This is a genomic window from Amycolatopsis azurea DSM 43854, assembly GCF_001995215.1.
In the GTDB taxonomy this organism is placed as follows: Bacteria; Actinomycetota; Actinomycetes; order Mycobacteriales; family Pseudonocardiaceae; genus Amycolatopsis; species Amycolatopsis azurea.
In genome coordinates this window covers 48,862-73,778 of the sequence record NZ_MUXN01000004.1, presented here as the reverse complement: position 1 = coordinate 73,778, position 24,917 = coordinate 48,862, and the positions used below count along the sequence as shown (strand labels likewise).

Sequence of the window (24,917 nt, the reverse complement as noted above, 5' to 3'; positions counted from 1 at the left end):
GGTCGGCGGGGTGCTTTGGTTTCGATCTCTTGATCGAGACAGTGACCCATCACCTAGTGCGCCACGCCTCACACAGGCCAGTTCCATCACACGGCCGCCACCGAGGGGGTTAGCCTGGTAGGCGCATCAGCGGTGTTCAAGATCTCGAGACGGATAGAGGCGAGTCCAAGCCGTGTCCAGCAGCAGCCCTGCGTCACAATTCGGCCCCAACGAGTGGCTTGTCGAGGAAATGTACGACCAGTTCCTCGCCGACCCCACCTCAGTCGATGCCGCCTGGCACGACTTCTTCGCGGACTTCAAGCCAACGCAGGACGCGAAGACGAAGGCTGACGACGCACGTCAGACCTCCTCGGAGACCGCCAAGGAGGGCGCGGGCGCGAACGGCCAGGCCGCCAAGCCGTCGCCGCAGACGGTCCGCAACGCCGAGTCCACCGCGAAGCAGACCGCCCCGGCGAAGACCGCCCCGAAGACAGCGGCCAAGCCCGCTCCGAAGGCAGCGGCTCCCCAGGCGGCCGAGAAGGCCCCCGCCAAGCCCGCCGAGAAGGCCGCCGAGCCGGAGTCGAAGCAGCTCCGCGGCGCCGCGGCCGCGATCGCGAAGAACATGGACGCCTCGCTGTCCGTGCCGACGGCCACGAGTGTGCGCGCCGTCCCGGCGAAGCTGATGGCCGACAACCGCATCGTCATCAACAACCACCTCAAGCGCACGCGCGGCGGCAAGATCTCCTTCACGCACCTCATCGGCTACGCGATGGTCCGGGCGCTGAAGAACTTCCCGAACATGAACCGGCACTACCAGCTGATCGACGGGAAGCCGTTCGCGATCACGCCGGAGCACGTGAACTTCGGTCTCGCGATCGACATGAAGGGCAAGGAAGGCGCCCGCACGCTCGTCGTGGCCTCCATCAAGGCCACCGAGAACATGACCTTCATGCAGTTCTGGCAGGCCTACGAGGAGATCGTCAAGAAGGCCCGCAACGGCAAGCTGACGGCCGACGACTTCTCCGGCACCACGATCTCGCTGACCAACCCCGGCGGCATCGGCACCAACCACTCGGTGCCGCGCCTGCAGGCAGGCCAGGGCGCGATCATCGGCGTCGGCGCCATGCAGTACCCGGCGCACTTCGAGGGCACCAGCGAGAAGGCCCTGGTCGACCTCGGCGTGTCGAAGATCATGACGCTGACTTCGACGTACGACCACCGCATCATCCAGGGCGCGGAGTCGGGCGAGTTCCTCAAGCGCATCCACGAGCTGCTGCTGGGCGAGGACGGCTTCTACGACGACGTCTTCACCAGCCTGCGCCTGCCCTACGAGCCGATCCGCTGGGTCGCCGACATCCCGGACGGCCCGGTCGACAAGACCGCGCGCGTGATCGAGCTGATCGACGCCTTCCGCATGCGCGGTCACCTGATGGCCGACACCGACCCGCTGAACTACCGGCAGCGCAGCCACGCCGACCTCGACGTCCTCTCCCACGGCCTGACCCTGTGGGACCTGGACCGCGAGTTCCCGGTCGGCGGCTTCGCCGGCCAGGAGCGGATGAAGCTGCGTGACATCCTCGGCGTGCTGCGCAACTCCTACTGCCGCACCGTCGGCATCGAGTACACGCACATCCTCGACCCCGAGGAGCGCCGCTGGATCCAGGACCGCGTCGAGATCCCGCACGAGAAGCCGGACCCCGCCGTCCAGAAGTACGTGCTCTCGAAGCTCAACGCCGCCGAGGCGTTCGAGACCTTCCTGCAGACCAAGTACGTCGGCCAGAAGCGGTTCTCCCTCGAAGGCGGCGAGACCGCGATCCCGCTGCTGGACACGCTGCTGGACAAGGCCGCCGAGCACGAGCTCGACGAGGTCGTCATCGGCATGCCGCACCGCGGCCGCCTGAACGTGCTCGCGAACATCGTCGGCAAGCCGATCGCGCAGATCTTCCAGGAGTTCGAGGGCAACCTCGACCCGGGCCAGGCGCACGGTTCCGGTGACGTGAAGTACCACCTCGGCGCCGAGGGCAAGTACTTCCGCATGTTCGGCGACGGCGAGACCAAGGTGTCGCTGACCGCGAACCCGTCGCACCTGGAGACCGTCGACCCGGTCCTCGAGGGCATCGTCCGCGCGAAGCAGGACATCCTCGACAAGGGTGGCGAGGGCTTCACCGTCCTCCCGGTCCTCATGCACGGCGACGCGGCCTTCGCGGGCCAGGGTGTCGTGGCCGAGACCCTGAACCTCGCGCTGCTGCGCGGCTACCGCACCGGCGGCACCGTGCACGTCATCGTCAACAACCAGGTCGGCTTCACCACCGCGCCCGAGCACTCGCGGTCGAGCCAGTACGCCACCGACGTCGCGAAGATGATCGGCTCGCCGATCTTCCACGTGAACGGCGACGACCCCGAGGCCGCGCACTGGGTGGCCAAGCTGGCCGTCGACTACCGCCAGGCGTTCCACAAGGACGTCGTGATCGACCTGATCTGCTACCGCCGCCGCGGCCACAACGAGGGCGACGACCCCTCGATGACGCAGCCGGCGATGTACGACATCATCGACACGAAGCGGTCGGTCCGGAAGACCTACACCGAATCGCTGATCGGCCGCGGCGACATCTCCGTCGAAGAGGCCGAGGCCGCGTTGCGCGACTTCTCCAGCCAGCTGGAGCACGTGTTCAACGAGGTCCGCGAGCTGGAGAAGCACCCGGCGAAGGCCAGCCCCTCGGTCGAAGAGGAGCAGCAGGTCCCCGCCAAGGTGCCCACCGCGACCACCTCCGAGACGATCGAGCACATCGGCGACGCGTTCCTCAACGTGCCCGAGGGCTTCACCCCGCACCCGCGGGTCAAGCCGGTCATGGAGCGCCGCCACAAGATGTCCCGCGAAGGCGGCATCGACTGGGCCTTCGGTGAGCTGCTCGCCTTCGGTTCGCTGGCCATGGAAGGCCGCCTCGTGCGGTTGTCCGGCCAGGACTCCCGCCGCGGCACCTTCACCCAGCGCCACTCGGTCCTGATCGACCGCAAGACCGGCCAGGAGTACTCGCCGCTGGCCAGCCTGGCCGAAAACCAGGGCCGCGTCATGATCTACGACTCGGCGCTGTCCGAGTACGCGGCGGTCGGCTTCGAATACGGCTACTCCGTGGCCAACTCCGAAGCGCTGGTCATGTGGGAAGCCCAGTTCGGTGACTTCGTCAACGGCGCGCAGACCGTCATCGACGAGTACATCTCCTCCGGCGAGGCCAAGTGGGGCCAGCTCTCCGACGTCGTGCTGCTGCTGCCGCACGGCCACGAAGGCCAGGGCCCGGACCACACCTCCGGCCGCATCGAGCGCTTCCTCTCGCTGTGCGCGGAGGGCTCGATGACCGTCTCGGTGCCGTCGACCCCGGCGAACTACTTCCACCTGCTCCGCCGCCACGCGCTCGACGGAGTCAACCGCCCGCTGGTGGTCTTCACCCCCAAGTCGATGCTGCGCAACAAGGCCGCGACCTCGCAGGTCGAGGACTTCACCGGCCAGACGAAGTTCATGTCGGTCATCGACGACGCCGTCGTCGACCCGGCGAAGGTGCGCAAGGTCCTGCTGACCTCCGGCAAGCTCTACTGGGAGCTGGTGGCCGAGCGGACCAAGCGCGAGGCGAACGACGTCGCGATCGTGCGGGTCGAGCAGTACTACCCGTTGCCGAAGAAGAAGCTGCTGGCGGCGCTCGAGCGCTACAACGGCGCTCCCGCGGTCTGGGTCCAGGAGGAGCCGGAGAACCAGGGCGCGTGGCCGTTCTTCGGCCTGAACCTGCCGCGGAAGCTGCCGGAGGTGTTCTCCAGCCTGGACGTCGTTTCGCGTCGTCCGATGGCGGCACCGTCGGCCGGTTCGTCCAAGGTGCACGAGGTCGAGCAGAAGGCGCTGATCGCGCGGGCCTTCGACTGATCGCCTGGCCTGAGCCGAAAGGGCCCTTCACCGCATCCGATGCGGTGAAGGGCCCTTTCGCTGCGTCTGAAGTCGCCTAGCCGATCGCGCGGGAAGTCGCCTTCGCGACCTTCAGCGCGTTCTCCTTGCAGACCTTCTGGTCGACGACCCCGGACGGGTCCGGGCCGGTCACGATGACCTGCCCGTCGACGTTGCCCTGGTAGAACCGGATCATGCACTGGCTTTGGGAGCTCATGGTGATGTAGGCGGCCTTGGTCGCCTTCTCCATGTTCGGGATCAGTTCACCGCCGTCGTCGAAGGCGTTCTCGTAGCCGGCCTTGGCCGTGCCCTCTCCATTGCCCGAACCCGGCTCCACCGACTTCGCGAGGTACATGGTCACCAGGGCGGAAGGCGCTTTGTATTCACGCCAGCTGCAATCCGACGCGTAGAGCTCGACGCTCGAATCCGAGGTACTCGCGCGCCGCTGCCCGGTCGGGTTCTCGAGCGGCGGCAGGTTCCGCACGCCTTCCCCGATCTTGTCGCAGGTCGGCAGCACGGTGTACTTGTCCGGCGGGCCGGTCTTCTTCGACGACGTCGGCGCCGCGGACGAAGACGAACCGGAGTCGTCGGACAGCAGCAGGAAAGCCGCGGCCCCGCCACCGCCGAGCAGGACGACGGCGCCGATGACGATCCCGATGATGAGCCCGGTGTTGGACTTCTTGGGCGGCGGACCGTATCCGGGCGGGGGATACCCTGGATATCCCTGCGGTGGGTACGGCTGCTGAGGGCCCTGCTGGTAGGGCGGTCCGGGCTGCATGCGGAGAGGCTAAAGCCTCACGTCGGTCCTTAGTGGACGAATGCGGCAACTGGGCGCCGGATCACCCTACGGAGACGTGAAGGCCCCCTTCCCAGCAGGAGGAAGGGGGTCTTCACGTACTCCAGGGGTGGATCAGACGGTCAGCGACCAGCTGTTGAGCGAGCCGGTGTCGACCCGGTACACGTCCTGCACCTTGAGCTTCCAGGCGCCGTTCGCGGCCTCGGCCGCGGCGTTGACGGTGTACGTGGTGTTGATGTTGTCGGACGAGTCGTTGCTCGAACCCTTCAAGCGGTACGAGGTGCCGTCCGGCGCGACCAGGTCGATGACCAGGTCACCGACGTAGGTGTGCGTGATGTTCACGGCGACCTTGGTGGTGCCCGAAGCGTTGCGGGCGCAGTTCGCGACGGTGATCGTGCTCGTCACCGCGGCACCGGCGTCGGGGATGGCGACGACGCCGCTGTTGGTCTGCGTGCCGCAGGGCGTCGGCTCGGGGCCGGGGCCACCGCCGGTACCGGTGTAGAGCAGCACGTTCGGCGAACCGGTGCCCGGGCTGGTCACCTTGTCCTTGGTGCCGGCGCTGACCAGCGCGTCGCGGACCTGAGCGGGCGTGGCCGACGGGTTGGCGGAGGCGTACAGAGCCGCCGCGCCGACGACGTGCGGGGTCGCCATCGAGGTGCCGCTGATGGTGTTGGTGCCGTTGTTCAGCCACGTCGACGTGATGCCGCTGCCCGGCGCGAAGATGTCGAGGCAGGTGCCGATGTTGGAGAAGTCGGACTTGGCGTCGGTGTTGGTGGTCGAGCCGACGGTGATCGCCTCGGGCGTGCGGGCCGGGGAGGTGTTGCACGCGTTGGCGCCGTAGTCGTTACCGGCCGCGACGCCGTAGGTGACGCCCGACGCGATCGACCGCTGGACGGCCTGGTCGAGGGTCGCCGAGGCACCGCCACCGAGGCTCATGTTCGCGACGGCGGGCTTGACGGCGTTCGCGGTCACCCAGTCGATACCGGCGATGACACCGGCGGTCGTCCCGGAACCGGAGCAGTTCAGCACGCGGACGGCGACGAGCTTGACGCCCTTGGCCAGACCGTGCGCGGTACCGCCGATGGTGCCGGCGACGTGGGTGCCGTGACCGTTGCAGTCCGTGGCGTCGTTGTCGTTGTCGACGGTGTCCCGGCCGTGGGTCGCGCGCCCGCCGAAGTCGGGGTGCGTGGTGAGGATGCCGGTGTCGACGACGTACGCGGTGACGTTCGACGCCGTGGTGCTGTAGCTGTACTTCTGGTCCAGCGGAAGGCTCTGCTGGTCGACCCGGTCCTGGCCCCAGGACGGCGGGTTCGGCTGATCCGTCGTGGCCGAGACGATCTGGTTCTGCTCGACGTAGGCGACGGCCGGGTCCGCGGCGACTCGCTTCGCCTGCTTCTCGGTCAGCGCGCCGGAGAAGCCGCGAACCGACGACGCGAAGGTCTTCTCGACCGTGCCACCGTGGCGGTTCGTCACGCTCTTCGCGGTGGCTTCGACCGAAGAACCGTCCTTCAGCACGACGATGTAGCTGTCCTTGATCGCCTTCGCGCTGCCCGCGTTGACGATCGAGCCCTCCGCCGCCGACGCGACAGTGGTGCCGCCGAGCGCGGTCAGCACGGCGACGGCCGCCGTGACACCGAACACCGGCAGTCGTCTCTTCAAGGATCCCAGGGAATTGTTCAAGATATTCCTCCCAGGCAGGGTCGACCCGCGGACATGAATCGCCCGCCGGATCGTTGGGGTGAATCTGAGGTGAAGCGCGTTCACTGAGGAGCGCAGGCTGAGACTAAATCGCGTTTTCACCCCAAGGAAGACCTTGCATTACGGACATCCGGGTAGTAAAGGGTGCCGCATCGATGCAGCTCGGGAACCGTTCAGCCCCCGACTTTGGTCGCGTTTTGCGCCCGTACGGCCCACGAAGAATTGGGAATCCGCACATCTGGTGGTCGTATTCCGGACCACCGATCGTTTCAGCCGCGTGAAAGTACACACGGATGGCCGCCTACTAAAGTCGCGACCGGATCGAGCGGAAATCGATTTCCATCCTACCTTCGGAGGGAGCACACTCGGGCGCATGCTGCTCCGACAGGAAAACCCGGCCGACCGCGAGGCGATCCACGCCGTGCATCTGGCCGCGTTCGCGAAACACAGTGTCCCGGTGGTCGAGGCGAAACTCGTCGACGAACTCCGCGCGGACGGCGATCTGATCGGCGCACTGTCCATCGTGGCCGAACGCGACGGTGTGGTCGTCGGGCACGTGTGCTGCAGTCCCGGACGGATCGGCGAGGACACGAAGTCCGCCGTCGGCCTCGGGCCGTTGGGGGTGCTGCCCGAGTTCCACGCCGCCGGCGTCGGCTCCGCGCTCATGCACGCCGTACTCGGTGCCGCCGACGCACTCGGTCACGGGGCGGTGGTCCTGCTCGGCGACCCGGGCTACTACTCCCGTTTCGGCTTCGTACTCGCCGAGCGGCACGGGATCACGCCGCCGGTCGCGGAATGGGCGCCGCATTTCCAGGTCCGCACTCTCGGCGCCCACAACCCGTCCCTCCAGGGCGAATTCCGCTACTCGCCCGCCTTCGACCGCCTCTAGCCCCTCAGGCGGGCGCGAGGAGGTTGTTCCGGCGCAGGAACTCCTCGGCGACGTCGAGCGGATTGCGCTTCTCTTCGCTGAACTGGACGTTCAACTCGGTCAGCTGCTCGGTCGTGAGCGCCGCCGACGCGCGGTTCAGCGCGTCGGTCTCCTTCGGCGACAACGTCCCCTTCGCGATGAGCGGGACGATGTTCTGCGCGGGGAACATGTTCTTGTCGTCCACCAGCGGCACGAACCCGTTCGCGGCGATCGAGGACGACGTGCTGAACAGGTCGGCGACCTGGACGTCGCCGGACTTCAGCGCGGCGACCGTGACCGGGCCACCGGTGTCGGTCGTGCGGATCTCGGCGAACTCGCAGCCGTAGAGCGTCTTGATCTTGTCCTTCCAGCGGCTGCTCCACTGGCCGGGGCCGCCGAACACGAATTCCTTGCAGCGCTTGCCGAGATCGGAGAAGGTCCTGATCCCGGAATCGGCGAGTTCCTTGCGCACCACCAGAAGATCCTTGTCCTCCGCGGGCGCCTGTTCGAGCACCTCGAAGCCGGACGGCAACTTCTGCTTCAGCTGCGCGTAGACGTCCTGCGGCGTGGTGGCCTCGGTGTCCTTGTCGAAGTAGCGCAACAGGTTCCCGCTGTAGTCCGGCACCACCGAAAGCGATTTGTCCTGCAACGCCTTGACGACGACCTCGCGGCTGCCGACCGGCGGGCGCACGGTCACGTTCTCCGCGCCCGCGTTGCGCAGCGCGCCCGCGTAGATCTGGGCCAGCAGAAGGCTTTCCCCGACATCGGACGCGCCGATGATGATGTCGCCTGCCGTCCCGCCTTCGGCACCACCGGCGAGCGGATTGCCACAGGCCGCCGCGAGCAACGCGATCCCGGCGAACAGCGCCGCCACCGTCCGCCTCATACCTTCGCCTTCTTCCCGCTCGCGGCCTGCGCCAGCCGAACCCCCTTGGGCACCAGCAGCCGCTGGACGCCCGCCAGTGCCAGATCCAGCACGACGGCGAGCAACGTCGTCAGCAGCGCGCCCGCGACCACCTGGGGATAGTCCAAAATGGCCAGTCCGTCGAGCAGGAACCGGCCGAGTCCGCCGAGCCCGACGTAGGCGGCCACCGCGGCTGTCGCCACCAGTTGCAGCACCGAGTTCCGGACGCCGCCGAGCACCAGCGGCAGCGAGATGGGCACCTCGACCTTCCACAACCGTTGCCAGCCGGTCATCCCGATGCCCTGCGCCGCGTCGACCACACCGTGATCGGTCGCCTGCAAACCCGCGTACGTCCCGGCGAGGATCGGCGGGATGGCGAGCACCACGAGCCCGATGATCGTCGAGATCTCGCTCTCGGTGAAGAGCAGGAACAGGAAGGTCACCAGGCCCAGTGTCGGCAGCGCGCGGATCGCGTTGCCCCCGCTCACCAGCAGCACCGCGCCGCGGCCGGTGTGCCCGACGTAGAGCCCGAGCGGGATCGCGATGATCAGCGCGAAGAGCAACGCCAGCGCCGTGTAGCCGAGATGCTGCAGCAGCCGGGCCGGGATGCCGTCCGTGCCCTGCCAGTGCGCCGGGTCGCCGAACCAGTTCAGGACGTCGCCGATCATTTCGCCCCCGCCGTGGTCGCCACCCGGTCCCAGGGTGTGAGGAGATTGCGAAGCTGGACCAGCACCAGGTCGACGATCAGCGCGAGCAGCAGGGTCGCGACGATGCCGACGACGATCGGCGAGAAGTACTCGCGCTGGAAACCGTCGGTGAACAGCACGCCGAGCCCGCCGGTGCCGATCAGCGCGCCGACGCTGACCAGGCTGATGTTGCTGACCGAGGCCACCCGGACGCCCGCCGCGAGCACCGGTACCGAAAGCGGCAGCTCCACGGTGAGGAAGCGGCGCGCGGGTTTATAGCCGACCGCCGTGGCCGCGGCGACGACGTGCGGCGGGACGGCGTCGAGCGCGTCCAGCACCGGGCGCACCAGCAGGGCGGCGGTGTAGACGGTGAGCGCGACGATGACGTTGACGCTGTCGAGTATCTTCGAGCCGATGATGCCCGGGATCACCACGAACAGGGCGAGCGACGGGATCGTGTACAGCAGGTTCGACACCACCAGCAACACGGACTTCGCCGCGGCGAACCGGTGGCCGAGCCAGCCCGCCAGTACCGCGATCACCAGGCCCAGCACCAGCGGGACCAGTGAGAGATAGATGTGGTCCAGCAGGTCGCCGAAGAACTGCGAGCGGTTGTTGGCGCTGCCCAGATAACGTCCGAGCTCCGCGAAGAAGTCCCCCATCAGGAACTCAACGACGGCGTTTCGATCACTTCGAGGACCTGCTGGGCTCTGACCACCCCGAGGACCTTCTGGTCGGCGTCGACCACGACCCCGAGGCTCGCGGGCGACGACAGAGCCGCGTCGAGCGCGCCGCGGATCGGCGATCCCTGGACGTACAGCGATCCGCCCGCGACGAGATCGGTCTCCGCGAGCTCACCATCCACAGTGGACTCGGGACGCAGCCAGCCGCGCGGCTGTCCTTCGGCGTTGACCGCGACCCGCCAGTCGTCGGACGGTCCGGGTACCGGCTTGCCGACCTCGACCCGCTTGACCTCTTCGACGACGATCCCTTCCGCCGAAAGGAAGGAGAGGCCGCGGTAGCCGCGGTCCTTGCCCACGAACGAAGCGACGAAGTCGTCGACGGGATGACGCAGCACCTCCGACGGCGTGCCGTACTGCGCGAGCACACCACCGACGCGGAGCACGGCGATCTTGTCACCGAGCCGCACGGCCTCGTCGATGTCGTGGGTGACGAAGACGATCGTCTTCCCCAGCTGTGACTGCAAACGCAGCAGCTCGTCCTGCAGCTCCTCGCGGACGATCGGGTCGACGGCGGAGAACGGCTCGTCCATCAGCAGCACCGGCGAATCCGCCGCGAGCGCCCTGGCGACGCCGACGCGCTGCTGCTGTCCACCGGAAAGCTGCGCGGGGTACCGCTTGCCGAGTTCCGCGGGCAGGCCGACGGTTTCGAGCAGTTCGGCCGCGCGCTTGCGCGCCTCGCCCTTGTCCCAGCCGGACAGCAGCGGCACGGTGGCGACGTTGTCCAGGACTGTCCTGTGTGGAAAGAGGCCGGCGTGCTGGATGACGTAGCCGATGCCGCGGCGCAGCAGCGCCGGGTCGCCGTCGCTGACGTCCTTGCCATCGAGCAGCACGGCGCCCGAAGTCGGCTCGACCATGCGGTTGATCATCCGCAGCGACGTGGTCTTGCCGCAGCCGGACGGCCCGACGAAGACGGTGATGGTGCCGTCCTCCACGGTGAGGTTCAGGTCGTCGACCGCGACCGTCCCGTCCGGATACCGCTTGGTCACGCCACGGAACTCGATAGTCACGTGTCTCTCCCCATGTCTGGTCGAAAAACCGTAGCCCACATCGGCCCTGTTGGCACGGTGTCCCAGGGAACGAGTCACTAGGCTGCGGGCTGTGAGTTCCTCCGTCGATGACGTCCTCGCGGCGCACGGTGTCCACGTGCGACCGCTCCATCGGGTGATTTCCCTGCTCCGGGCGGATTGGCGGGACCTCGGCGAACTGGTCCGGATCAGCACCGCGCCGCGCCGGAGTGTCGAAGACGTCCTGAACGCGCTCGGCGACGACCTCGAGCGCAACGAGTCGCGCTTGCGGCTGGCCCCCGCGGCCCGTGAGAAGTACGCGCGCTTCGAGACCCCGGACCGGAAAACCGACCCGGACCTGCTGAAGACCATCACCAGCTACGTCGAGAACGTGCCCGCGCCGCTGGCCGCGCTCGACCACGTGCAGGCGACCCCGGAGACCGTGCTCGACCGCGCGCTGTGGCTGGACGAGCGGTACGACCTCGACACGGCGAAACTGCTGTTCCTGGGCGACCACGACCTCACGTCGCTGGCCGTGCGCGCGTTGCGGCCCGACGCGGACCTCACCGTCGTCGATCTCGACGATCGTGTGCTGGCCTACATCGACGAACTCAGCGAGCGGTCCGTCCGCACCCTGCACACGGATCTGCGCGTCGGCCTGCCACCGTCGGTGGCCGGGCGGATGGACCTCGTGTTCAGTGATCCGCCTTACACCCCCGAAGGAATGGGCCTGTTCGCCGCGCGCGGGGTCCAGGCGCTCGCCGAACCCTCGGACGGACGACTGCTGCTCGCCTACGGCTACAGCCCCCGGCATCCCGCCCTCGGTGCGCAGGTGCAGCGGGCGCTCGCGACGCTCGGGCTGACCTTCGAAGCGATCCTGCCGGACTTCAACCGGTACTTCGGCGCGCAGGCGATCGGAAGCGCGGCGGACCTCTACGTCTGCCAGCCGACCGCGAAGTCGAAGAAGAACCGCGGCGGCAAAGGCAAGGCCGCGATCTACACGCACGGCCCGCAGTCGGTGGAGTCCGCGGGCGGGGCCAAGCCCTCACTGCTGGACAAGCTGCACGAGATCGCCACCGAGGGCGGGCTGGCGCTGGAGTCGCGGCCGGTCGACTGGTCCGTTTCCGGACCGGAAGGCGACGCGGTCGCGATGGACCTTTCGGCCGACCCCGGCCCCTGGCTGCTGCGGACCCTGCTGGGCACCAACGCGCGGCGGCTGGCGCTGCTGGTCCCGAACGCGCACCCCGACCTGGCGAACGCCGAGGCGCAGGCCGCGCTCAACCGGCTGATCGGGGCGAAGTACAAACTGCGGCTGCTGCGGAGCACCCCGGACAACCGGCACGCCGTCGTCGTCGCGGACGCCGTCGAACACCAGGAAGAGCTGCTGACCCGGGCGCACGCGCGGCTGGCGAACGTCTCGTTGGACGTCCCCGCCGACCTGACGGACGCGCGGCTGATCGACCTGCCGCGGCATCGGCTGGCGGAACTCCTGGGCTGAAGGGCGTGTTCGCGCGCCGCCTCCGCAGTGTCGCGAAAGCCACTTTCGCGACGTTGAAGGTTGCGAAAGTGGCTTTCGCAACACCTCCCGGCGAGGCCGGTTGCCTGATGGGCGACGACCACCCGCGCCAGCCGTCGCCTAGCCGTGAAGGCCTCCTTCCCTACCCTGAAGGTAGCGAAGGAGGCCTTCACGGACTTGGCACCTGACGAGGCGGGAAGGCGGTGTCGCGAAAGCCACTTTCGCGACGTTGAAGGTTGCGAAAGTGGCTTTCGCAACGCCTTCCGGCACCGCTTCGAGCCTTGAAAGGACTGTCAGACCACGCCGTCGGCCTCGGCGGCCTTCGCGACCGCGGCGGCCACCTCGGGCGCGACCCGCGGGTCCAGCGGGCTCGGGACGATGCGGTCCGGGCCCAGGTCGTCCTGCGCGACCGCGAAGATCGCTTCGGCCGCGGCCAGCTTCATGTTCTCCGTGATCGCCCGCGCGCCGGAGTCCAGCGCGCCGCGGAAGACGCCGGGGAACGCCAGCACGTTGTTGATCTGGTTCGGGAAGTCGCTGCGCCCGGTCGCCACGATCTTGGCGTACCGCGACGCCGCGGCCGGGTGGACCTCCGGGTCCGGGTTGGACAGCGCGAACACGATCGCGTCGTCGGACATCCCGGCCAGCAGGGACTCGTCGATGGTCGCCCCGGACAGGCCGAGGAAGACGTCGGCGCCCTTGAGCGCCTCACCGAGGCCGCCGCGCAGGCCGGCCGCGTTCGTGGTCTCGGCCAGCTTCTGCTTGATCGGGTTCAGGCCGTCGCGCCCGGCGTGGATGATGCCGCGCGAGTCGAGCACGGTGACGTCCGCGACACCGGCGTTCTGCAGGATCCTGGCGCAGGCCACACCCGCCGCGCCCGCTCCCGAGACGACCACGCGCTGGCCGGAGATGTCCTTGCCGAGGACCTGGTTCGCCCCGCGCAGCGCCGCCAGCGTGACGATCGCCGTGCCGTGCTGGTCGTCGTGCATGACCGGGCAGTCGAGGACCTCCTTGAGGCGGTCCTCCAGTTCGAAGCAGCGCGGCGCCGAGATGTCCTCCAGGTTCACCGCGCCGAACGACGGGCGCAGCCGGACCAGCGTCTCGATGATCTCGTCGACGTCGGTGGTGTCGAGCACCAGCGGGATGGAGTCGAGCCCGCCGAAGGTCTTGAACAGGACCGACTTGCCCTCCATGACCGGCAGCGAAGCGCTCGCGCCGATGTCACCGAGGCCGAGCACCGCCGTACCGTCGCTGACCACCACGACCAGCCTGTCCGCCCACGTGTACCGCTTCGCCTTGGCCGCGTCCTCGGCGATCGCCCGGCTCACCTTCGCCACCCCGGGGGTGTACGCGACCGAAAGGTCACGGGGCGAGGAGATCGGGCGCGTCGCGGCCACGGAGAGCTTGCCGCCCTCGTGCCCTTCGAAGATCTCGGTGTCGGTCACTGGCGTGGTCATCGTGGTTCCCGTCATTGCTTCCGCCGTGTCTAAGGACGGCGAAGTCTCGATTCGAGCGAAGGTCATGGGATTCTCCTGGGACTGCGAGCGGGGGAACTGGCCGGTGAGCAGGCCAAAGTGGGCATGGCCCGGCCACCTGGGATAACTCGTCCTCCGACACGGCAGCCCAGCGCGGTAGCGCCGGCTGTCGGCGAAGCGTCCAATCGGCCATCGGTGCCGTGGGTGTGGCGACGGCCGCGGACGCAGCGGTCAGATCATTGTGACAGGCATGCGGACCAGTGTGCCCCTCTGGTGCGGTTCATGTCACAACCGGGCCCGGATATGCGCAGCTCAGGAAAGGTTTCGCAAGACGTCCGTCCGGCTTGGGAACGCGCTGTCAGCCGTGGCTAGCATGAGAGGCATGCAAGCCAGGCGCCTCAGCATCCCCGACTGTTTCGAATTCACCCCGCGTGTTTTCCCCGACCACCGAGGCCTGTTCGTGGCGCCGTTTCAGGAAGAGGCCTTCGTCGAAGCGGTCGGGCACCGGCTTCGCCTGGCGCAGACCAACACCAGCGTTTCCCGGCGCGGCGCCGTCCGCGGCCTGCATTTCGCGGACACCCCGCCCGGGCAGGCGAAATACGTGTACTGCCCGAGCGGTTCGCTGCTGGACGTGATCGTCGATCTCCGGGTCGGCTCGCCGACCTTCGGCGAATGGACGTCCGTGCTGCTCGACAGCGCCGAATACAAAGCGGTCTACATCGCCGAAGGCCTCGGCCACGCTTTCATGGCGCTCGAAGACAACACGGTCATGGCCTATCTCTGCTCCGAGCCGTACAACCCGGCCGCGGAACACGGCGTCAACCCGTTGGATCCCGATCTCGCGCTGCCGTGGCCGCAGGACCTCGAACCCGCGGTGTCCGAAAAGGACACTGAGGCGCCTTATCTGAAAGAGGCCCTGGAGCAGGGATTGCTGCCGCGATACGACGAATGTGTCAAGTACTACGAGAAGTTGCGGGCCGAAGGCTGAGCCAGATCTTCTCGCAGCACCCGTTCCACGTTCCGCTCCGCCAGCGCGGTGATCGTCACGAAGGGGTTCACCCCGGTACTGCCCGGGATCAGCGAACCGTCGGTCACGTAGAGATTCCGGTACCCCTTCACCCGGCCGTACAGGTCGGTGGCCTTGCCCAGCACCAGCCCGCCCAGCGGGTGATAGGTGAACCGGTTCTCGAACGACCGCGTGTCCCCGAACAGGTCGCTCCGGTAGATCGTGCGATTGGCCCGGTTGACCTTGTCGAACAACGACTTCGCCGCGTCGATCGACGGCTTGCCCTGCGAAGCGCGCCACTGGAGCCGCGCGGAGTCGCTGGCGGCGTCGTAGGTGAAGTGGCCGCGTTCGGGGTTCTTCGTGATCGCCAGGTAGAGGCTCAGCCACGTCTCGATCCCGGCGGGCACCGGCGCGACCTCGGCGAAGACCGGGTTCACCGGGTCGTCCCACGCGTCGATGCCGAGCGCGGGCATCCCCGATTGCAGTGATCCGCAGAGATCCCACACGTGGTTGGCGCGGCCCAGCATCACGTTGCCGTTGGTGCCCCAGCCGCGGCCGACCTCGTCGTCGAGTTCGGGCAGCGTCCCGGTTTCCCGGGCCCGCACGAGCAGTTCCGTCGAACCGAGGCTGCCGGCGCCGAGGAACAGGTACTTCGCGCCGAGCTGTTTCCTCGCCACGACGGAGCCGTCCTCGGCGGTTTCGTGCACGGTGAGGACATAGGTGCCATCGGTCTGGCGGGTGATGCCGCGGACCTGGTGCAGCGTCTTGATGGTCACGTTCCCGGTGCCCAGCGCGGCCGCGAGGTAGGTCCGGTCGAGGGAACGCTTGCCGTGGTTGTTGCCGTAGATGACCTCCGACGCGAGCGCCGAGCGCGGCGCCGTACCCGCTTCTTCCCGCTTCATGTACTCGAAGTCGTAGACGCTGGGCACGAACACGGTCTTGAGCCCTGCCCGCGTCGCCGCCTTCCGGGAAACCCGCGCGTAGCGATAGGACCGGCAGGTCTCGAACCAGTCCGGGTCGATGCTGTTCACGCCGAGCGCCTGGTTCGCCCTCGGGAAATAAGTCCCGTACATCTCGTCGGCGTCGACGCCGGGCAGGATCTCCTCGAAGTACGACCGCTTCGGCGTCACCGCCATCGCGCCGTTGACCAGCGACCCGCCGCCGACGCCCCGGCCGACATAGACGGACATGTCGCCGTGATCCACCCTGTCGAGGACGCCGGGGTACCGCTGGACGTCGCGGTTGGCCACGTCCAGCCAGAGGAACGACGCGAGCGGGGCCTGGGTGCGGTTCTTGAACCACGCGGCCCGCCGGTCCGGCTTGAGCATGTCGCAGAAGACCTTGCCGTCGGGGCCGGGGTCGGTCCACAGCCTGCCCATTTCGAGCATGACCGTGGGAATCCCGGCTTCGCCGAGGCGGAGCGCGGTGACGGCGGCGCCGTAACCGGTGCCGACGACCACCGCCGTCGAGAAGCCCGGAGCCGCTTCTCCGGCCTGCGCGGTGGAAATCGTGGTGAGCCCGAGAGCGGCGGCGGAGTTGAGCGCGGTGAACCCGAGGAACTTGCGGCGCGACAGTGGGGACATGGGCCGATGATCGCCCGCCGTTCGAGCCACCTTCAAGACCGAATCCGAAATGGATTCGCGTCAGCTGGGTAAACGCCGTTTAGTTTCACCCGAACGGGGTGATCCCAGGGGTCCCCTTGGGGACCTTCCCCGATGTGTCCCAGGCCGCCACAGACCACTCTTTCGAGTCATGAGACGTCTTCTCGCAGCGGCCGCGGCCGCGCTCTCCGCCGCCGCCCTCGTCACCCTTCCCGGCTCCGCCTCCGCGGCGTCCTCCCCTGCGCCCGAGTTCGACTTCTCCGCGTGCCCAGCCCCGCCCGCCGACGCCGACCCCGGCACCTGGCGTTGCGAAGCCTTTGTCTCGCAAGGGGTCCTGACCCTCGGCGACCGCACGATCCCACTCGGGGAGCTGCGGCTGACGTTCTCCGAAGGCAAAGTGGACGGAAAGTTCGCGCAGGTCTTCGGCGAACTGCGACACGCGCCCGCCAGGATCCCGAACGGTTTCGGCGCGAGCCTGCAGCTGAAGTACGGGAACTACTCGGACTTCCTGTCGAACGACGAGCGCCGCGGGGAACTGGACCTCTACGCGGTGCTGCGGCATCCCTTGCTGCCCAAGGAATGCTCGATCGGCACCCTCGACGCGCCGCTCCACTCGGTGGTCAAGGACGATCCCGCGGTGCCCATGGAGGTCATCTCGCAGAACCCGAAGACGGTGAAGTTCGGCGTCGTCGACACCCGGCTCGCCCTGCCGCGCGCCACCGGCTGCGGACCACTGTCGCCAGTGGCCGACCACTTGCTCGGACTGCCGTCGGCGAGCGGGGCGAACACCTTCAAGCTGGCGACCTACGTCCGGTTCAAGCCCCTCTGACCCCGCATTTCGTCCTCTGAACGCGGTAGTTGCACACGCAAGGACCGCATTCAGAGGACGAAACGCGGTCGGCCGAGGGGGTCGTGAGTGATAAGTGTCGTTCTAACCCTCTTTGCCACTCACGACCACCCCGACCCAGACGGACGGGTCGCCCTGGGAGACCTATTTCTTCTTGGTGACCCAGATGGTGATGGTCGCGGTCACGACGGGCTTCCCGTTCGTGTCCGTGATCGTCACCGGCACGGGGAGCTCGAAACCCTCGTCGCCGAATTCCGGCAACTCCGGCAGTTCCGCGACCGCGCGCAGGCTCGTCTCGGCCTTGGCCACGTACTCGACCGTCATCCCCTTGGGCAGCCAGCGATGCGTCGCCGGGACGGTCGCCTCGGCGAGCATCCCCATGGCGATCTCGGCGAGGTTGCATGCCGCGATCGCGTGAAAAGTCTTGATGTGGTTGTAAACACCCCACCACTTGGGGGAGGTCACCTCGCACCGGCCGGGACCCAGTTCGCGCACCGACGGGAGCACCGTCCGGAAGTACGGCACACGCAGGCACATCGCGGCCGAGAACAGCTGTTTGCCGACCGGCTTCCCGGCCAGCCGGTTCCACATCGCGTAGGTCGGATTCTGCGCCATCACGGTCTCCTCATCATGTTACTCACCAGTAGCATAACCGGACCGCAGGCTATATTCGCAACGTGGCTCATCGGCTCTTCCTCCTCCGGCACGGTCAGACCGAGTGGTCCGTCAACGGACGACACACCGGACGCACCGACATCCCGCTCACGACGGCGGGCGAAGGGCAGGCCCGCGCGGCGGGCGGCACCCTGCGCGCGGTGCTCGGCGGCAACCCGGCGCTCGTCCTTTCCAGCCCCCGCACCCGCGCGCTGCGGACGGCCGAGCTGGCCGGTCTGCGCGTCGACGAGGTCACCGAAGAGCTGGCCGAATGGGACTACGGCGACTACGAGGGCGTCACCACCCCGGTGATCCGCGAGACTGTTCCCGGCTGGACGGTCTGGTCGCACCCGATCCCCGGCGGCGAAAGCGCGGACGACGTCAGCGCCCGCGCGGACAAGCTGATCGACCGCGTCCGCGAACCGCTCGGCAAGGGTGACGTGATCCTCGTCGGCCACGGGCACTTCAGCCGCGTCCTGGTCGCGCGCTGGGTCGGCCTGCCGTCGACGGCGGGCGTCCACTTCGGACTCGACCCGGCGGGCGTCGCGGTACTCGGCGACGAACGCGGCGAGCCCCAGATCGAACACCTCAACCTGCTCCCCACCACAGAGGACTGAAATGGCCGACGACCGCATCCGGCGTATCCGCGAAGAGGACGTCGACGCCGTCGTCCGGCTCGTCTACGACCTCGCCGAGTTCGAACGCGCCCCGGACGAATGCCACCTCACCCCCGAACAGCTGCGCGTCGCCCTGTTCGGTGAGGCGCCGGCGCTGTTCGGCCACGTCGCCGAGGTCGGCGGCGAGATCGTGGGCTACGCGCTCTGGTTCCTCAACTTCTCCACTTGGCGCGGCGTGCACGGCGTCTACCTGGAAGACCTCTACGTCCGTCCCGAGCAGCGCGGCTCAGGCCTCGGCAAAGCGCTCCTGGCCACCCTCGCGGCGGTCTGCGTCGAGCGCGGCTACGCCCGTCTCGAATGGTCGGTACTGAACTGGAACCCGGCGCAGGGCTTCTACAAGTCCCTCGGCGCGGTGCCGATGGACGAGTGGACCGTCGACCGGCTGACCGACGAACCTCTGAAGGCGCTCGCGGCCCAGATTTAGGAGTCGCGCTCTTCGCGTTCGCGACGCGCCGCGCGGCCCGCGGCGCCGTCGCGTTCGGCGGCCTCTTCCTCGGTCTCGCCTTCCTGCATCCCGAGCGCCCAAGCGCGCGACGGGCGGCGGAACAGCAGCACGAGGACGGCGACGCCGATCAGGCCGAGCGGCACACCCCACAGCGGCTGCCCGGACGGGCCCGCGCCGTACCAGCCGACGCCGACGAGGATCAGCGCGACGACCACGCCGGGCGACCTCGCCCAGGTCTTCCCCATCACCAGCCCGGCCGCGCAGGCCACCGTTCCGGCGGCGAGGACGAGGTAGTAGGCGACCTCGGCCAGCAGGTTCTCCGGTCCCGCCTGGCCGTTGACCAGGAGCAGGACCGCGAACACGATCAGGGCGAGCCCCGGCAGCGCGGTGATCGCCCCGGCGATGCGGACTTCACGGGGCGCGGGCGAGAGCTTGTCGGCGATGGACACGGCGAAACAGCCTTCCAGGCTTCCGGACACGGCGCTCCACCAGGGCGGGTCACCGTACGTGAGCACTTTCGATCGTATGCCACCCGGTCGGCCGGTTTCCCCTGACCGTCGTATGGGAAGAATTGGCAGTGTCGTCGATGAGCGGGCGGTCGGCCCGGGTGCACTTGTCACGACGGAGCTGTCATTCACCGGCAGTGAAGGAGGGACGCCCGCCACAGGGGTCACCAGGTGCTGCCTCGAGGACGTCGCGCGGCTGAGCTTCGCGTCACGTGAAGCTCCCACCTTCGGGCCGAAGTCACTTACCCTGCGGTATGTGCGTGCCATCCTCGTCGTGAATCCCCAGGCCACCTCGACCACCGCCGGTGGCCGTGACGTGCTGGCGCACGCACTGGCCAGCCAGGTCAAACTCGACGTGGTGGAGACCGACTACCGCGGCCACGCGATGGCCGTGTCGCGGTCCGCCGCCCGTGACGGGATCGACCTGGTGGTCGCCCACGGCGGCGACGGCACGGTCAACGAGGTGGTCAACGGCCTGCTCGCGGACGCCGACGGCGATCCGGCGAAGGTCGGCGAGGTCCCCATGCTCGGTGTCGTGCCGGGCGGCTCGGCGAACGTCTTCGCCCGCGCTCTGGGCATCGCGCACGATCCGGTGGAAGCGACCCACCAACTCCTCAACGCCATCGAGAACGACCGGAGCCGCAAAGTCGGCCTCGGGATCGCCGACGGCCACTGGTTCACCTTCAACGCCGGCCTGGGCTGGGACGCCGACGTCGTCGGCCGCGTGGCCAAGCGACGGGGCAAACAGACCACCGCGGGGCTCTACCTGAGGGCCGCGGTGGCGTCGCATCTACGGCCTCCGCTCGGCCGCCCGCCCCTCACCGTCAGGATCCCGGGTGAAGAGCCCACCGAAGTGCTGACCGCTTTCGTGTCGAACACCGATCCGTGGAGCTACCTGGGGGACCGTCCGGTCCACCTGAACCCGGGGAGCTCGTTCGACACCGGACTGGGCCTTTTCGCGTTGAGCGGTCTGGGATTGCCCACCGTGTTCAAGCATGTACGGCAGGCATTGCTCACGAAGAGCAACCAACGCGGACGACGTCTCCTTCGTCACGATGACCTTCCGATGATCCGCATTGACGCTGCTGAACCGGTAAACTTCCAGGTGGACGGCGACCTCGTCGGCCAGCGGAAGCGGGTGGAGTTCTTCAGCGTCCCGGAAGCACTGACGGTAATCGTCTGACGACCGGGCAGCTGATCGCCTGCGGCAAAGTACGACCTGCCGCTCATCGACGCAGAACCTCCGCTCACCGCATCGGCCTTCCCTTCGGAGGGCCGTTTCGGAACGAAACCGCAGGTCAGAAGCGTCGCTCGGCCGGGTGAGCTGACTCACCGATCTTCAGAAAACCCTTGTCGAAACGGGTGCTTCGTGAAAGCATTCACAAGCACCCAAAAAAACGACCGCCATGACGACTATGGCGCGGAGTACCGCGCCGTTATGAAGGAGCTCAGAAACATGGACTGGCGCCATGACGCGGCCTGCCGAGACGAGGACCCCGAGCTGTTCTTCCCGGTGGGAACCAGCGGTCCTGCTCTGTCGCAGGTAACTCAGGCGAAATCCGTGTGCCACCGCTGCACCGTCGCTTCCGACTGCCTGGCCTGGGCTTTGGCCAGCGGGCAGGACGCAGGCGTTTGGGGCGGGATGAGCGAGGACGAGCGACGGGCCCTGAAGCGCCGTCGTACGCACATCGGCACGCGTACCTCCGCCTGAGTTTTTCAAGACTCAGCACGCTTCATCGCATCACCTAAAACTCAGCAAGACCCCAAGCTTCGGGTAATCCCGCGGCGCAGTGGCTGTATGGCCCTGCGTTGCGAGGTGACACCTACCCGACTTGAGCTTAACAAGCGAGGCCGACACACCCTCACGGGGGTATGGCTTTCCGGGACTTTTTCCAAGTCCTCCCGCGGCATCGTCAAAGGGCCGGCGCCATCTTCTCTTCTGGCGCCGGCCCTAAAACGTGTCCGGGTGAGACTGTCCTTTGAGGACGATCACAAGCGACAGTCCACTCCAGACCCGTGACACGGACTTCACAGTCGTCGTGACAACGGGATCCTCAGCGCGGCTTCGGTTCCCGCCCGGCGGCCGCCGGGCTCCTCGGCGTCCCCGCGCAGTCCGCGGATCGACAGCGAGCCGCGCAGTTCCGACTCGACCAGGGTCCGCACGATCTGCAAGCCGAGACCATCGCTGCGCTCCAGCGAGAAACCCGAAGGCAGTCCGCGCCCGTTGTCGCGGATGACGATGTCGAGCCAGCGGGCGGATCGCTCCACGACGAGCTCGACCTTGCCCGGCCGTCCGTCGGGGAACGCGTGCTCGATGGCGTTCTGGACCAGTTCGGCGAGCACCATCACCAACGGCGTCGCGATCTCGGCGACGACGACGCCGAACGAGCCGGTGCGGGAAAGCCCCACCTGGGACTCGGCCGTGGCGACTTCACCGACCATCGGGAGGACGTTGTCGAGCAGCTTGTCGAGATCGACCCGCTCGTCCACCGAGATGGACAGCGCCTCGTGGACCATCGCGATCGACGAGACCCGGCGCACGGACTCGCCGAGCGCCAGCCGCGCCTCCTCGCTGGAGGTCCGGCGCGACTGGAGCCGCAGGAGCGCGGCGACGGTCTGGAGGTTGTTCTTCACCCGGTGGTGGATCTCACGGATGGTCGCGTCCTTCGACAGGAGGGCGCGGTCACGGCGCTTCACCTCGGTGACGTCGCGCACCAGCACCAGCGCGCCGGCGGCCTGCCCGGCGGGGCGCAGCGGCAGCGCACGGAACAGCACGACGGCGCCGCGGCGGGAATCCGCCTCCGTACGGCTGCTGGGCTTGCCGTCGAGCGCCTCGATGATCCGGTGCGAAACCTCGGTCGCGTCGAACGGGTCACGGATGAGCGACCTGGTCAGCGGCGCGAGACGCTGCCCGACGAGGTCGGATTCGTGCCCCATCCGGTGATAGGCCGACAACCCGTTCGGGCTGGCGAAGACCACCGTCCCGGTCGGGTCGAGGCGGATCAGGCCGTCGCCGACCCGCGGACTGGTGTGCGTGTCCGTCTGATTCCCCGGACTTGGGAAGGTGCCGTCGACGATCATCTGGCACAGGTCGCCCGCGCTGCCGAGGTAGGCGATTTCGAGCGGGCTCGGCACCCGGGAGGCCGCGAGATTCGTCTCGCGGCTGAGGACGGCGATCACCGTGCCGCCGAACATCACTGGGATGGCCTCGCGGCGCATCGGCAGGTCGCGGTACCAATGCGGGTCTTCTTCGCGGCAGATCCGCACCTCGCGGATCGCCTTGGCCAGCTGCGGGTGCTCGTCCTCGGTGAACCGGGTACCGACGACGTCCTCAGGATGGGCCGTGGGCGCCGTCGTCGGGCGTGCGTGCGCGACGCAGACGTAATCGCCGCCGTCGGGTTGCAGCTCCTGCGAGACGGCGACCCAGAGCAGGAAGTCGGCGAAGGACAGGTCGGCCAGCAGCTGCCATTCGGCGACCACGGTCTGGAGATGGTCCGCGGCTTCGCCGGACAGGCCGGTGTTCTCCGCGAGCAGATCGGAAAGGGTGGACACGTCCCCATCCAAGCAGGGTGAGGGCCGCATGACACACTGGAGAGGTTGACCCTGGCCCAGCGGTGTCGTATCACCCCGCGAGGGCCACTCGGACGAGGAGTGAAACATGTCGAAGCGCGCCCGCAAGCGTCGCGACCGTAAGAAGAACGGCGCGAACCACGGCAAGAAGCCCAACTCCTGATCATCGATCAGACAGCGAAGGCCCCCGCACCGATCCGGTACGGGGGCCTTCGTGTGTGCTGAGCGGGTTACTCGAAGGTCTGCTCGATCTTGACCTCGGTGCGCTCGATCGTGATCGCGCCCTTGGTCTGCACGGTCTGGCGGATCGAGGCCCGCAGCCGGGACTTGAGGTCGTCCGGCGCGTGGTCGCCACCGCACTTCCGGGCGAGCAGCTGCTTGATGTGCTCGTCGATGCCGTATTCCTCGAGGCACGGCGGGCAGTCCTCGATGTGCTTGCGCAGGGCGGCGTCACGCTCGGCGCTGCACTCCTTGTCGAGGAGCAGGTAGATGTCGGCGAGGGCTTCCTCGCATTTGACCTTGTCGTCCGCGCCGGAGCAGTAGTCCTCGGTCATCGCCCCGCCACCTCCTGCTGTTTGCCCGCGCGGATGAAGCCGCGTTCGCGGGCGACGTCGGCGAGCAGGTCACGGAGCTGGGCGCGGCCGCGGTGCAGCCGGGACATCACGGTGCCGATGGGCGTGTCCATGATCTCGGCGATCTCCTTGTACGCGAAACCTTCGACATCGGCGAGGTAGACCGCGAGACGGAACTCCTCGGGCAGCTTCTGCAGCGCTTCCTTGACGTCGGCGTCGGGCAGGTTGTCCATCGCCTCGACCTCGGCCGAGCGCAGCCCGCTGGAGGTGTGACTCTCCGCCTTGGCGATCTGCCAGTCGGTGATCTCCTCGGTCGGCTGCTGCACCGGCTGGCGCTGACGCTTCCGGTAGCCGTTGATGTAGGTGTTCGTGAGGATGCGGTACATCCACGCCTTGAGGTTCGTACCCGCCTTGAAGGAGGCGAAGGCCGCGTACGCCTTCAAGTACGTCTCCTGGACGAGGTCCTCCGCGTCGGCGGGATTCCGGGTCATCCGCATGGCGGCCGAGTACAACTGGTCGAGCAGGGGCATCGCGTCCCGCTCGAAGCGCTCGGCCCGCGCGGCCGCCTCTTCGGCGTCCGTGCCCGTGTCCGGCGCGGGATTCTGCGTGCTCGGCAAACCGTTCCCTTCCCGATCGGCGTCGATGCGCTTGTGCGCATGAGACGTCGTCGAGTTTACGCGCGGACGGATCACCTGGCCGCCCGGCGTGCGCGGGATCAGGATTCGGGGAGCTTCGAGTGTGGTGGACACGTGCCTTCCAACAGTGCGGCCCGGCCGGGCATTCCCGGCGCGCTCGTAGACTCCGCCCATGGCAGGCAAGGGAACCCCGGCGACGGCGCTGCTGGCGAAGCAGAAAGTGGCGCACGTTCTGCACGCCTACGACCACGACCCGCGGGCCGAGTCGTACGGCCTCGAAGCCGTCGAAGCGCTGGGGCTCGACCCCGCGCGCGTGTTCAAGACACTGGTCGCCGAGGTCGACGGGAAACTGACCGTCGGTGTGGTCCCGGTCACCGGGCAGCTGGACCTGAAAGCGCTCGCGGCCGCCGTGGGCGGGAAGAAGGCGAAGATGGCCGACCCCGCGGCCGCGCAGCGTGCAACCGGGTACGTGCTCGGCGGGATCTCGCCGCTCGGGCACCGGAGCCGGCTCCCGGTAGTGATCGACGCCTCGGCGGAGAAGTTCGAGACCGTGCACTGCTCGGCGGGACGGCGCGGTCTCGAAGTCGAACTCGCGCCCGGCGATCTGGTGCGGCTCACCGGTGCCGTGTTCGCCCCCATCGCGGGCTGACTCCCCCGCGTTTCGTCCTCTGAATGCGGTAGTTGCACGCGCAAGTACCGCATTCAGAGGACGAAACGCGAAGGCGGGTTCACCTCAGAGAGGGAGCAGGGTCGGTCCGCGGCGGGAAGATC

At 68.0% G+C, this 24,917-nt stretch carries 24 protein-coding genes; 11 read left to right on the top strand and 13 right to left on the bottom strand.

Going from position 1 to position 24,917, the window contains the following annotated elements; genetic code table 11:
* Positions 1–172 precede the first annotated feature (172 nt).
* Positions 173–3,889 (top strand): multifunctional oxoglutarate decarboxylase/oxoglutarate dehydrogenase thiamine pyrophosphate-binding subunit/dihydrolipoyllysine-residue succinyltransferase subunit, encoded by a 3,717-nt coding sequence (locus B0293_RS06775; protein ID WP_005150681.1) that lies wholly within the window; start codon positions 173–175, stop codon positions 3,887–3,889.
* A gap of 76 nt (positions 3,890–3,965) precedes the next feature.
* On the opposite strand, the gene B0293_RS06770 is transcribed toward B0293_RS06775, so the two are convergent.
* Both B0293_RS06770 and B0293_RS06765 read right to left on the bottom strand, forming a co-directional pair.
* Positions 3,966–4,685, bottom strand: coding sequence for a hypothetical protein (locus B0293_RS06770; protein WP_005150693.1), 720 nt, complete (start codon positions 4,683–4,685; stop codon positions 3,966–3,968).
* A 132-nt stretch (positions 4,686–4,817) separates the two neighbouring features.
* Positions 4,818–6,383 (bottom strand): S8 family peptidase, encoded by a 1,566-nt coding sequence (locus tag B0293_RS06765; protein ID WP_005150695.1) that lies wholly within the window; start codon positions 6,381–6,383, stop codon positions 4,818–4,820.
* A gap of 391 nt (positions 6,384–6,774) precedes the next feature.
* On the opposite strand from B0293_RS06765, the gene B0293_RS06760 reads away from it, so the two are divergent.
* The gene (locus tag B0293_RS06760) at positions 6,775–7,290 is read left to right on the top strand and encodes a GNAT family N-acetyltransferase (RefSeq protein ID WP_005150697.1); all 516 of its coding nucleotides are present in this window, start codon (positions 6,775–6,777) and stop codon (positions 7,288–7,290) included.
* A 4-nt stretch (positions 7,291–7,294) separates the two neighbouring features.
* Here B0293_RS06760 and B0293_RS06755 read toward each other — a convergent pair whose 3' ends face one another.
* The 4 genes from B0293_RS06755 to B0293_RS06740 are packed head-to-tail and all read right to left on the bottom strand — an operon-like array spanning position 7,295 to position 10,648.
* Positions 7,295–8,194 carry an ABC transporter substrate-binding protein gene (locus B0293_RS06755; protein ID WP_039915272.1) on the bottom strand — a complete coding sequence of 300 codons (900 nt, stop codon included), beginning with the start codon at positions 8,192–8,194 and terminating at the stop codon, positions 7,295–7,297.
* A complete protein-coding gene (locus tag B0293_RS06750; RefSeq protein WP_005150702.1) occupies positions 8,191–8,880 on the bottom strand; it encodes an ABC transporter permease in 690 nt (229 codons plus the stop codon). Before B0293_RS06750 ends, B0293_RS06755 begins: the two co-directional genes overlap by 4 nt.
* Positions 8,877–9,560 (bottom strand): ABC transporter permease, encoded by a 684-nt coding sequence (locus B0293_RS06745; protein ID WP_005150704.1) that lies wholly within the window; start codon positions 9,558–9,560, stop codon positions 8,877–8,879. The genes B0293_RS06750 and B0293_RS06745 overlap by 4 nt, the downstream gene beginning before the upstream one ends.
* Positions 9,560–10,648 carry an ABC transporter ATP-binding protein gene (locus B0293_RS06740; protein ID WP_005150706.1) on the bottom strand — a complete coding sequence of 363 codons (1,089 nt, stop codon included), beginning with the start codon at positions 10,646–10,648 and terminating at the stop codon, positions 9,560–9,562. The genes B0293_RS06745 and B0293_RS06740 overlap by 1 nt, the downstream gene beginning before the upstream one ends.
* A gap of 91 nt (positions 10,649–10,739) precedes the next feature.
* On the opposite strand from B0293_RS06740, the gene B0293_RS06735 reads away from it, so the two are divergent.
* Positions 10,740–12,143 (top strand): bis-aminopropyl spermidine synthase family protein, encoded by a 1,404-nt coding sequence (locus B0293_RS06735; RefSeq protein ID WP_005150708.1) that lies wholly within the window; start codon positions 10,740–10,742, stop codon positions 12,141–12,143.
* A gap of 311 nt (positions 12,144–12,454) precedes the next feature.
* Here the strand turns inward: B0293_RS06735 and B0293_RS06730 are convergent, their stop codons facing one another.
* Positions 12,455–13,630: an NAD(P)-dependent malic enzyme gene (locus B0293_RS06730; RefSeq protein WP_005150713.1), complete on the bottom strand. Its 1,176-nt coding sequence runs from the start codon at positions 13,628–13,630 to the stop codon at positions 12,455–12,457.
* A gap of 385 nt (positions 13,631–14,015) precedes the next feature.
* Here B0293_RS06730 and rfbC point away from each other — a divergent pair, with 385 nt between their 5' ends.
* Entirely contained in the window at positions 14,016–14,621 is a 606-nt protein-coding gene (gene rfbC, locus B0293_RS06725; protein WP_005150714.1) for a dTDP-4-dehydrorhamnose 3,5-epimerase, read from the top strand.
* Here rfbC and B0293_RS06720 read toward each other — a convergent pair.
* The gene (locus tag B0293_RS06720) at positions 14,594–16,222 is read right to left on the bottom strand and encodes a GMC oxidoreductase (RefSeq protein WP_005150716.1); all 1,629 of its coding nucleotides are present in this window, start codon (positions 16,220–16,222) and stop codon (positions 14,594–14,596) included. The two genes, rfbC and B0293_RS06720, sit on opposite strands and share 28 nt — an antisense overlap.
* Positions 16,223–16,391: 169 nt before the next feature.
* Between B0293_RS06720 and B0293_RS06715 the strand changes: the two genes are divergently transcribed.
* Positions 16,392–17,069 (top strand): hypothetical protein, encoded by a 678-nt coding sequence (locus B0293_RS06715; RefSeq protein ID WP_005150717.1) that lies wholly within the window; start codon positions 16,392–16,394, stop codon positions 17,067–17,069.
* A 162-nt stretch (positions 17,070–17,231) separates the two neighbouring features.
* On the opposite strand, the gene B0293_RS06710 is transcribed toward B0293_RS06715, so the two are convergent.
* Positions 17,232–17,702: a hotdog fold domain-containing protein gene (locus B0293_RS06710; RefSeq protein ID WP_005150718.1), complete on the bottom strand. Its 471-nt coding sequence runs from the start codon at positions 17,700–17,702 to the stop codon at positions 17,232–17,234.
* 62 nt (positions 17,703–17,764) lie between these two features.
* On the opposite strand from B0293_RS06710, the gene B0293_RS06705 reads away from it, so the two are divergent.
* Both B0293_RS06705 and B0293_RS06700 read left to right on the top strand, forming a co-directional pair.
* Complete coding sequence (locus B0293_RS06705; RefSeq protein WP_005150720.1) at positions 17,765–18,358, top strand: acid phosphatase; 594 nt, start codon at positions 17,765–17,767, stop codon at positions 18,356–18,358.
* A gap of 1 nt (position 18,359) precedes the next feature.
* Positions 18,360–18,842, top strand: a complete 483-nt coding sequence (locus B0293_RS06700) for a GNAT family N-acetyltransferase (RefSeq protein WP_005150722.1) — start codon at positions 18,360–18,362, stop codon at positions 18,840–18,842.
* On the opposite strand, the gene B0293_RS06695 is transcribed toward B0293_RS06700, so the two are convergent.
* Positions 18,839–19,342 (bottom strand): hypothetical protein, encoded by a 504-nt coding sequence (locus B0293_RS06695; protein ID WP_005150723.1) that lies wholly within the window; start codon positions 19,340–19,342, stop codon positions 18,839–18,841. The genes B0293_RS06700 and B0293_RS06695 overlap by 4 nt on opposite strands.
* A gap of 283 nt (positions 19,343–19,625) precedes the next feature.
* Here B0293_RS06695 and B0293_RS06690 point away from each other — a divergent pair, with 283 nt between their 5' ends.
* Positions 19,626–20,552 carry a diacylglycerol/lipid kinase family protein gene (locus tag B0293_RS06690; RefSeq protein WP_005150724.1) on the top strand — a complete coding sequence of 309 codons (927 nt, stop codon included), beginning with the start codon at positions 19,626–19,628 and terminating at the stop codon, positions 20,550–20,552.
* A 273-nt stretch (positions 20,553–20,825) separates the two neighbouring features.
* Positions 20,826–21,080 (top strand): WhiB family transcriptional regulator, encoded by a 255-nt coding sequence (locus B0293_RS06685; protein WP_026466945.1) that lies wholly within the window; start codon positions 20,826–20,828, stop codon positions 21,078–21,080.
* 317 nt (positions 21,081–21,397) lie between these two features.
* On the opposite strand, the gene B0293_RS06680 is transcribed toward B0293_RS06685, so the two are convergent.
* Positions 21,398–22,921 (bottom strand): sensor histidine kinase, encoded by a 1,524-nt coding sequence (locus B0293_RS06680; protein WP_005150725.1) that lies wholly within the window; start codon positions 22,919–22,921, stop codon positions 21,398–21,400.
* Between the two features lie 106 nt (positions 22,922–23,027).
* On the opposite strand from B0293_RS06680, the gene B0293_RS44840 reads away from it, so the two are divergent.
* Positions 23,028–23,102, top strand: coding sequence for a 50S ribosomal protein bL37 (locus B0293_RS44840; protein ID WP_369299112.1), 75 nt, complete (start codon positions 23,028–23,030; stop codon positions 23,100–23,102).
* Between the two features lie 67 nt (positions 23,103–23,169).
* Here the strand turns inward: B0293_RS44840 and rsrA are convergent, their stop codons facing one another.
* Entirely contained in the window at positions 23,170–23,493 is a 324-nt protein-coding gene (gene rsrA / locus B0293_RS06675) for a mycothiol system anti-sigma-R factor (RefSeq protein WP_005150727.1), read from the bottom strand.
* The gene (locus tag B0293_RS06670; RefSeq protein WP_026466946.1) at positions 23,490–24,128 is read right to left on the bottom strand and encodes a sigma-70 family RNA polymerase sigma factor; all 639 of its coding nucleotides are present in this window, start codon (positions 24,126–24,128) and stop codon (positions 23,490–23,492) included. Before B0293_RS06670 ends, rsrA begins: the two co-directional genes overlap by 4 nt.
* A 190-nt stretch (positions 24,129–24,318) precedes the next feature.
* On the opposite strand from B0293_RS06670, the gene ybaK reads away from it, so the two are divergent.
* The gene (gene ybaK / locus B0293_RS06665) at positions 24,319–24,795 is read left to right on the top strand and encodes a Cys-tRNA(Pro) deacylase (RefSeq protein WP_005150733.1); all 477 of its coding nucleotides are present in this window, start codon (positions 24,319–24,321) and stop codon (positions 24,793–24,795) included.
* Positions 24,796–24,917: the final 122 nt, after the last annotated feature.

Bases quoted from the DNA above. Each gene is read 5' to 3' on its own strand.
- B0293_RS06770 (WP_005150693.1), bottom strand. From the start codon at position 4,685: ATGCAGCCCGGACCGCCCTACCAGCAGGGCCCTCAGCAGCCGTACCCA.
- B0293_RS06760 (WP_005150697.1), top strand. From the start codon at position 6,775: ATGCTGCTCCGACAGGAAAACCCGGCCGACCGCGAGGCGATCCACGCC.
- B0293_RS06755 (WP_039915272.1), bottom strand. From the start codon at position 8,194: ATGAGGCGGACGGTGGCGGCGCTGTTCGCCGGGATCGCGTTGCTCGCG.
- B0293_RS06750 (WP_005150702.1), bottom strand. From the start codon at position 8,880: ATGATCGGCGACGTCCTGAACTGGTTCGGCGACCCGGCGCACTGGCAG.
- B0293_RS06745 (WP_005150704.1), bottom strand. From the start codon at position 9,560: ATGGGGGACTTCTTCGCGGAGCTCGGACGTTATCTGGGCAGCGCCAAC.
- B0293_RS06730 (WP_005150713.1), bottom strand. From the start codon at position 13,630: ATGACGGGAACCACGATGACCACGCCAGTGACCGACACCGAGATCTTC.
- rfbC (WP_005150714.1), top strand. From the start codon at position 14,016: ATGCAAGCCAGGCGCCTCAGCATCCCCGACTGTTTCGAATTCACCCCG.
- B0293_RS06720 (WP_005150716.1), bottom strand. From the start codon at position 16,222: ATGTCCCCACTGTCGCGCCGCAAGTTCCTCGGGTTCACCGCGCTCAAC.
- B0293_RS06715 (WP_005150717.1), top strand. From the start codon at position 16,392: ATGAGACGTCTTCTCGCAGCGGCCGCGGCCGCGCTCTCCGCCGCCGCC.
- B0293_RS06710 (WP_005150718.1), bottom strand. From the start codon at position 17,702: ATGGCGCAGAATCCGACCTACGCGATGTGGAACCGGCTGGCCGGGAAG.
- B0293_RS06700 (WP_005150722.1), top strand. From the start codon at position 18,360: ATGGCCGACGACCGCATCCGGCGTATCCGCGAAGAGGACGTCGACGCC.
- B0293_RS06685 (WP_026466945.1), top strand. From the start codon at position 20,826: ATGGACTGGCGCCATGACGCGGCCTGCCGAGACGAGGACCCCGAGCTG.
- rsrA (WP_005150727.1), bottom strand. From the start codon at position 23,493: ATGACCGAGGACTACTGCTCCGGCGCGGACGACAAGGTCAAATGCGAG.
- ybaK (WP_005150733.1), top strand. From the start codon at position 24,319: ATGGCAGGCAAGGGAACCCCGGCGACGGCGCTGCTGGCGAAGCAGAAA.